Source organism: uncultured Streptomyces sp., assembly GCF_947488945.1.
Classification (GTDB): Bacteria; Actinomycetota; Actinomycetes; order Streptomycetales; family Streptomycetaceae; genus Streptomyces.
Genome location: NZ_CANLBS010000007.1, coordinates 375,860 through 382,259, shown reverse-complemented (window position 1 = coordinate 382,259; position 6,400 = coordinate 375,860). Strand labels below are relative to the sequence as shown.

Annotated in this window: 3 protein-coding genes; 2 read left to right on the top strand and 1 reads right to left on the bottom strand. The window is 72.8% G+C overall.

The features are described 5' to 3' along the window. Window positions 1-3,993, top strand: a 3,993-nt coding sequence (locus Q0994_RS14550) for a thioester reductase domain-containing protein (RefSeq protein ID WP_299534118.1), incomplete at its 5' end; no start/stop codon positions are given. Window positions 3,994-4,347: 354 nt separating this feature from the next. Here Q0994_RS14550 and Q0994_RS14545 read toward each other — a convergent pair. Continuing rightward, complete coding sequence (locus Q0994_RS14545) at window positions 4,348-4,785, bottom strand: helix-turn-helix domain-containing protein (RefSeq protein ID WP_299534115.1); 438 nt, start codon at window positions 4,783-4,785, stop codon at window positions 4,348-4,350. A 179-nt stretch (window positions 4,786-4,964) separates the two neighbouring features. Here Q0994_RS14545 and Q0994_RS14540 point away from each other — a divergent pair, with 179 nt between their 5' ends. Further along, the gene (locus Q0994_RS14540; RefSeq protein WP_299534113.1) at window positions 4,965-6,386 is read left to right on the top strand and encodes an MFS transporter; all 1,422 of its coding nucleotides are present in this window, start codon (window positions 4,965-4,967) and stop codon (window positions 6,384-6,386) included. Window positions 6,387-6,400: the final 14 nt, after the last annotated feature.

Genomic DNA, 6,400 nt, shown 5'->3' with positions numbered 1-6,400 from the left:
CGTGAGGCCGTCCGGTACGGCGACGCGGTGGTCTCGATGCACGAGCAGGGCGTCCGCACCTTCCTCGAAATCGGGCCCGACAGTCCCCTGACCGCTCTGAACCGGGGCGTCCTCGAGGACCGCGCCGGAACCCGTGCCCTCGCCCTCCAGCGACGCGGCCGCCCCGAACCGCACTCCCTGGTCCAGGGCCTCGCCGAACTGCACCTGGCCGGCGGGTCCGTGGACTGGGAGGCGTTCTACTCCCCGTCCGGCGCCCGGCTCCTGCCGCTGCCGACCTATGCCTTCCAGCACCGGCGCTACTGGGTGGAGGCATCCACCGCCCCTGCCGACGCCGCGGGCCTCGGCCTCGACCCCGCCGGGCACCCGCTGTTGGGCGCCGCTCTGGAGCTCGACGACAGTGGCGAGACGCTTTTCACCGGCAGCCTCTCGGAGCGCGCCCACCCCTGGCTCGCGGTCCGCACGGCGGCCGGGGAACCTCTCGTGCCCGCCGCCGTGCTCGCGGAACTGGCGATCCGTGCCGGTGACCGGACCGGCTGCACCGTCGTCGAGGACCTCGTCCTCGACGAGCCCCTCGTCCTGCCCGCCGGGGACGGCGCACTCCGCCTGCTGATCCGGGTGGGCGCCGCGGACCAGGACGGCCGACGCGCGCTGACCGTGTCCACCCGACCCGACGACGCCGGCGCCTCCTGGATCCGCCACGCGCACGGCACCCTCGGGCAGGACCCGCTCGTCGCGCCCCCGGCGGTCCTCGGCACGGAGCCGTGGCCGCCGGTCGGAGCCACCGTGCCCGTACCGGAGGACCGGGGGCCGGACGGCGTCCGGCAGCGGGACGGCGAGCTCTTCACCGAGGTGCGGCTGCCGGACGAACTCGCCGGACAGGCGGACGCGTTCGGGGTCCATCCGCTGCTCCTCGAAGCCGCTCTGAGGCCCGTCCTGGGCGGCGGGCTGGGCGAGGCGGTGCGCTGGCGGGGAATACGCCTGTACGCGACCGGGGCACGGACGCTGCGCGTCCGCCTCACCCCGCTCCCCGACGGAGCGCCCGGCTACGCCCTGCACCTTTCGGACCCGTCCGGTACACCGGTCGCCGAAGTCGCCGCCGTCACTCCGGGATCCCACGCACCGGCTGCCGTCGCCGCCGCCCGGACCCGTGACCACGACGCGTTGTTCCATGTCGCCTGGACTCCGCGCAGGCTCCCGGCCGCGACGCTGCGCTGGGCGGAACTCGCCGACGACGGGGACCTGTCCGACGTGCCGGCCCTCTCCGCCGCCCTCGCCGGCGGCACGGCGATCGAAGCGGTCCGCGTCCGCCTCGCCGCGCCGCCGGGCACCACGCCTCCGGACGCCGTGCACACCACCGTCGGGCGGGCCCTGGAACTGGCCCGGCGGTGGCTGGCCGAGGACGCCCTGCACGAGGTACCGCTGGTCGTGCTCACCACGGGCGCCGTCGCGGCCGCCGACGGCGAGGACGTCCGGGACCCCGCCGCTGCCGCCGCCTGGGGGCTGCTGCGCTCGGCCCAGTCGGAGGCCCCGGGCCGGATCGTCCTGGCCGACGTCGCGGACCCGGACGCGCCGGGTCTGGACGCCGTGCTGTCCGCGCTGGTCGCGTCGGGCGAACCGCAGGCTGCCGTGCGGGACGCGGAGCGGCCCGGCCCTCCCGCGGTGCTCGTCCCCCGTCTGACCCGGGCGGCCCGCCCGGCCGCCGCCGGGGCCCCGGTCTGGGACCCCGCCGGCACCGTCCTCATCACCGGCGGCACCGGTTCCCTCGGTGGCCTCTTCGCCCGGCACCTGGTCGTCGAGCACGGGGTACGCCACCTGCTGCTGGTCAGCCGGCGCGGTACCGACGCCCCGGGGGCGAACGCCCTGCGGGGCGAACTGACCGCCCTCGGCGCCACGGTGACCGTCGCCGCCTGCGACGTGTCCGACCGCGACGCGCTCTCCCGGGTGCTGGACACGATCCCCTCGCAGCACCCGCTGCGCGGAGTCGTCCACACCGCGGGGGTGCTGGACGACGGGGTGCTGGCCGCCCAGACCCCCGGACGGCTCGCCGGCGTCCTCGGGCCCAAGGCGGACGCCGCCTGGCACCTGCACGACCTGACCCGTGACCTCCCGCTGACGGCCTTCGTGCTGTTCTCCTCGGTTGCCGCGGTGGTCGGAGGGCCCGGCCAGTCCACGTACGCCGCGGCCAACGGCTTCCTCGACGCGCTGGCCGTGCACCGCGCGGCACGGGGCCTGCCCGCCACGTCGATCTCATGGGGCCTGTGGGCCCAGGCGTCCGAACTGACCGGCGACCTCACCGAGACCGACCTGCGGCGCATCGCCCGCAGCGGCTTCCGCCCGGTCGGGACCGCGCAGGGCGTCACCCTGTTCGATCTCGCTCTGCGGCTCGGACGTCCCGACGTGGTCGCCACCGGGCTGGACGTGGCCGCGCTCGGTGAGCAGCCGCGCGTCCCGGCCGTCCTCGGCTCGCTGGTCCGCGTTCCCCGCCGCGGCAGCGCCCACGGCCCGGCCGGTTCCGGGCCCGCGCTGACCGAACGGCTGGCCGCCCTGGACGACGGGACGGCACGCCTGGCCGCCCTGCTGGACGTGCTGCTCGACGTGACCGCCCAGGTGCTGGGCCGTACCGACCCCGAAGGCATCGCACCGGACCGCTCCTTCCCGCAGCTCGGCTTCGACTCGCTCACCTCCGTCGAACTGCGCAACCGCGTCGCGGCGCTCACCGGACTGACCCTGCCCGCCACGGTCGTCTTCGACCACCCGGCTCCGCAGGACCTGGCCGCCCATCTGCTGACGCGGCTCGTGCCGGACCCGGCGGCCGTCGCCGACGAGGTCGACCACACGGCGGACATCCACCTGCCCGACGACATCCGCCCGGCCCCGGAGGTGGTCCGCACCGTCGACGACCCGCGGGAGATCCTGCTCACCGGCGCCAGCGGCTTCCTCGGCGCGTTCCTGCTGCGCGACCTCATGCGCACGACCCGGGCCCGCATCCACTGCCTGGTCCGCGGCACCGGGGAACAGGAGACGTACGACCGCCTGCGGGAAAGCCTGGAGTGGTACCGCGTGTGGGACGCCGTCGACCAGGACCGGCTGGACGTCGTGGTGGGCGACCTCGCCGAGGAGCGGCTCGGACTGACCGAGGAACGGTTCGACGCGCTCGCCCGCACGGTCGACGTGGTCTACCACGCGGGCGCCTCGGTCCACTGGCTCAAACCGTACGAGGCGCTGCGCGACGCCAACGTGTACGGGACCCGTGAGGTGCTGCGGCTCGCCGCCCGGCACCGCACGGTCCCCGTCCACCACGTCTCCACGGTCGGTGTGTTCGAAGGCCCGGTCACCCCGGGGACCCCGTTGCGGGTCACCGATCCGACCGGCCCGTACGAGGCGTTGCCGAGCGGCTACCTGCGCAGCAAGTGGGTCGCCGAACAGGTCATCGGCCTCGCCCGGGAGCGGGGCCTGCCGGTCACGGTGCACCGGGTCGACGTGATCTCCGGCGACCGGGACAACGGGGCCTGCCAGACCCGTGACTTCGTCTGGCTCAGCTTGAAGGGCCTTCTGCAGGCAGGGCTCGTCCCCTCCGGTGCCGAAGGGCGGTTCCACCTGCTGCCGGTCGACTACGTGAGCGCCGCGATCCTGGCGGTCTCCACCCGGCCGGAGGGCGCCGGAGGCACCTACCACCTGTTCAACCGCAGTTCGCTCGGGCTCGCCGACTGCGTCCGGTACCTGCGCCGGCTCGGCTACCGGCTCGAGGAGGCGGAGCCGCAGGAGTGGCGCGCGGCAGTGCGGGCCGACCGGGACAACGCACTGCTGCCCCTGCTGCACGCCTTCGAGATGATGACCTCCGACACCGACGCCTTCTACCCGGCCCTCGACACGGGTGAGACGGAGGAGGCGTTGGCAGGGACGGGCATCGTCTGCCCGCCCCTCACCGAAGAGCTGTTCGGCCGGTACGTCGCGTTCTTCGTCCAGCAGGGCCACTTCCCCCCGGCCGGCTGAGCGGTGCGTGCGGACGGGCCGCCGGCCGCCTCGTGAGGAAGAGGCGGCCGGCGGCCGGCGGGCACGGCCCCCGCCCGGAGAATTCCGCTGCCGCGGGCCGGGACCGGGCGACGGAAATCGAGCATCCGAACGGAAAGCGGGCGGCCTGACGCGTCATGGGTCATCGCGCGGTCACCGGCAGGTCATTCAACCCGTTCCGCAATGCCGCTCTTCCTGGTAATCAGCGAGTAATCGGCGGGTAATCGGCCAAGAACACATGCTGGTCACCCGGGGCGTGAAAAAGGTCCGGCGTGCCGAATGCGCGTTGCATTCCGGCACGCCGGACCTCGGGGGGAGGGGTGGTCCGGCGGCGGTTCAGGATGCCCGGGCCGGCGCCGACGCCCGCTGGTCGTACTCGCTGCGGGCATCCGCGATCTCGCTCTGGTGCGCCTCCGTCCACGTCACCAGAGTGCGGATGGTGTTGTGCAGGGTCGCTCCCAGCGGCGTCAACTCGTAGTCCACGCGCGGCGGAACCACCGGGTGAACAGTGCGTTTGATCAGGCCGTCCCGCTCGAGCTGGCGCAGCGTCACGGTCAGCATGCGCTGGCTGATGCCCTCGATCCGCCGGCGCAGCTCACTGAAGCGCAGGGTGCGGCGCTCCAGGTGCGCTATCACCAGCAGCGACCACTTGTCGGCCACCCGGTCGAGGATCTGGCGCACCTCGCATCCCTGCCGGGCGTCCCACTGCATCACCTCGTAATCGTCATCGGTATCCGTGCAGTGACTCGGTGACTTCAAAGTGCCTTCTTCCATAGTCAATCAGACTGCCCGATGATGTCGGTGGTTACAAGTGGGAACCGCCCCCCGGCGCTTACTCGCGTTCCGAGTCGGTTTCCCGACCGGTCGGTCAGATTCGGTCCCCCTTTCCTCTCCAGCAAGGAGTAATTCCCGTGTCCGCACTGCAATCCTCTCCGGACAGCGGCACTGATCGCATGACGGGACGCGCTTGGGGCGTGCTGTTCGTGCTGTGTGGCGCGATCTTCCTCGAGGGCGTCGACGTCGCCATGCTCAACGTGGCGCTGCCGTCGATCCGGGCCGACCTCGGCCTGTCCACCGGCACGCTCCAGTGGGTGATGAGTGCCTACGTCCTGGGGTACGGCGGCTTCATGCTGCTCGGCGGCCGTGCCGCCGACCTCTTCGGGCGCCGGCAGATGTTCCTGTTCTGGCTGACGGTGTTCCTGCTCTTCTCCGGCCTCGGCGGGTTCGCCACCGAGGGCTGGATGCTGCTCCTGGCCCGGTTCGTCACCGGTGTGGCGGCTGCCTTCATGACCCCGGCCGGCCTGTCGATCATCACCACCAGTTTCGAGGAGGGCCCGAAGCGCAACAAGGCCCTGCTGGTCTACTCCGGCACCGCGGCCGGCGGCTTCTCCGTCGGCCTGGTGGTCGGCGGCCTGCTGGCTTCGGTCGACTGGCGCTGGGTCTTCTTCGCCCCCGTCATCCTCTCCTTCATCATCCTGGTCACCGGCGCGGCCCTCATCCCCAAGTCCCCCAAGCCCGACCGTGCAGGACAGCGCATGGACGTGGGCGGGGCGATCACCGTGACGGCGGGCATCCTGCTGCTGGTCTTCTCGGTGGAGCGCGCCAGCCACGAGTCGGTCGGCGTGACCGCACTGACCATCGCCGCGAGCCTGGCGCTGTTCCTGGTGTTCGTACTGATCGAGCGCAAGACGGCCTCCCCGCTGGTCCGGCTCGGCCTCTTCCGCTCCGGCAGCCTGGTCCGGGCCAACCTCGCGGGGCTGCTCTTCGCGGCCGGGTTCTTCGGGTTCCAGTTCATCATCGTGCTGTACCTGCAGGAGCTGCGCGGCTGGTCCACCCTGGAGACGAGCTTCGCCATGATCGTGATCGGCATCGACGCGATCCTGTCGCCGACGCTCACCCCGAAGCTGGTGGAGAAGTTCGGCAACGGCCGGGTCATCTTCGGCGGTCTGCTGCTCGCCGTGCTCTCGTACGCCCTGATGCTGCCCATCGGGCTGGACTGGACGTACCTGATGATGTTCCCGAGCCTGATCATCCTGGGGCTCTCCTTCTCGCTCGCCTACGGCCCGCTGACCATCGCCGCCACCGAGGACATCGAGGAGGAGGAGCAGGGCGTCGCCGGCGGTCTGCTGTACACGTCCTTCCAGTTCGGCGCCGCGCTCGGTCTGGCCTCCGCCACCGCCGCGATCACCGCGGCGACGGACGGCACCGGTCCTCAGGCGATGCTCGACGGGCACCGCGCGGCGCTGCTGGTCCCGCTGGTCGCCGCTGCCGTCGCCGTCGTGATCAGCCTGTTCGGGCTGCGCGGCAAGAGCGGCGCGGCCGAGCCGGCCGCCGAGGACGGCCCGGTCCTGGAGCCCGTGGAGACCACGCGCTGACCCCCGCCCGCTGT